Genomic DNA, 1,641 nt, shown 5'->3' with positions numbered 1-1,641 from the left:
GCCCAGGCCCAGACCCTCAAGCTCGGCCACGTCACCCCGCCCACCCATGTGTGGCACCAGGTGTCCGAAAAAATCAACGCCGACCTGCAAAAAGCCAGCGGCGGCAAGATGAAGGTGGACGTCAGCCCGCTGTCCAAACTGGGCAACGAAGGCCAGATGATCCAGCTGCTGCGTTCCGGCGCCCTGCAGATGGGCGTGCTGACGGTGGGCGGCCTGTCCAACCGCGAAGAAGCGTTCCTGGCCTGGTCGCTGCCCTATACCTTCAAAGACGTGGCCCACGCCACCCGCGCCACCCAGACGCCCGCCGCCAAGGAAATGCTCAAGCGCCTGGAACCGCACGGCCTGGTCGGCCTGGGCTGGGCCTTCGCCGGCATGCGCCACGTGCTGGCGCTGCAGCCGGTGGCCAACGCCAAGGACCTGAGCGGCAAGAAGATCCGCTCCTTCCCCAGCCCCATCTACAACGACTGGTGGAACGCCAACGGCGCCGCCCCCACCGCCATGCCGCTGTCGGAAGTGGCGCCGTCGCTGACCACCAAGCTGCTGGACGCGGTGGACGTGGACCTGGACGCCCTGGTCGGCCTGAAATTCCACCAGCAGGCCCCCCACCTGACGCTGACCAACCACATGGCCTTCCCGGCCGCGATCGTCGTCTCCAAGAAATGGTGGGACGCCCGCAGCCCGGCCGAACGCGACACGATCACCAAAGTGGTGGCCGAGGCCGAGCAATGGGGCTACCAGGCCGCCATCCAGGCCGACGGCGACAACCTGACCAAGGCCAAGGCCGACGGCGCCAAGGTGGTGACCGCCGACCTCAAGTCCTTCCAGGCCGTGGGCGGCAAAGTGCGCGCCCAGTACACCGCCAAGAACCCGCTGATCGCCAGCTTCTACCAACAAGCCAAGGACCTGTGACGCCCGGGCGCGGCCGCGGGCCGCGCCACCGCGTTCACCGCCCGGCAGACAGCGCCCGTCGAGGGCCCTGTCTGCTTTGCTGCATTTTCTGAAAGGCACGGCATGTACGCCCTGATTCAGACCCTCGACGACTGGCTGGCCAAGCTGGAAAAAGCCCTGGTGGTGTTGCTGACCGCGGGCATCGCCGGCATCATGATGGCGCAGGTCATCCGGCGCTACTTCTTCGGCAGCCCCATTTTCTGGGCCGAGGAAATCGCCGCCCAGCTGCTGGTGTTCGTGACGCTGTTCGGCCTGTCGCTGCTGACGCACAACGGGCAGCTCGTCAGCATCGACTTCCTGCCGCGCGCCCTGGGGCCGCGCGCGCGCCACGCCTGGCTGGCGTTGCTGGGCGCGCTGTTCCTGGCGCTGGCGCTGTTCATGGCCCAGCTGGGCTGGGACTGGGTGAACCTGCCCGAATCGCGGCTGGAGCTGGGCGCCACCACCCAGCTGCCGCGCTGGTACAACTACAGCGCGCTGCCGCTGGCCATGGCCAGCCTGGCCTTCCACCAGTTCGCCGCGGTGCTGCGCCACGCACGCGCCGCCCTGTGGCCGGCCAACACCGCCACCACCGGAGCCGCCGCATGACCGCGCTGATCGTCTTCTTCGGCCTGCTGTTCGCGGGCCTGCCCATCGTCGGCACCATCCTGGCCGGGGCCATCGCCTTCATGGCCACCAACGACCTGGCGGTGCTGT

Annotated in this window: 2 protein-coding genes; both read left to right on the top strand. The window is 68.4% G+C overall.

The features are described 5' to 3' along the window. Positions 1–909, top strand: a 909-nt coding sequence (locus HA630_RS00375) for a TRAP transporter substrate-binding protein (RefSeq protein ID WP_166832010.1), incomplete at its 5' end; no start/stop codon positions are given. 102 nt (positions 910–1,011) lie between these two features. Beyond that, on the top strand, positions 1,012–1,533 hold the full coding sequence (locus HA630_RS00370; protein ID WP_166832008.1) for a TRAP transporter small permease: 522 nt from the start codon (positions 1,012–1,014) through the stop codon (positions 1,531–1,533). The last annotated feature ends 108 nt before the right edge of the window (positions 1,534–1,641 follow it).

It is taken from the genome of Aquabacterium sp. A08, assembly GCF_011742065.1.
The sequence above is the reverse complement of the archived record's forward strand: the minus strand, read 5'-3'. Positions and strand labels throughout refer to the sequence as shown.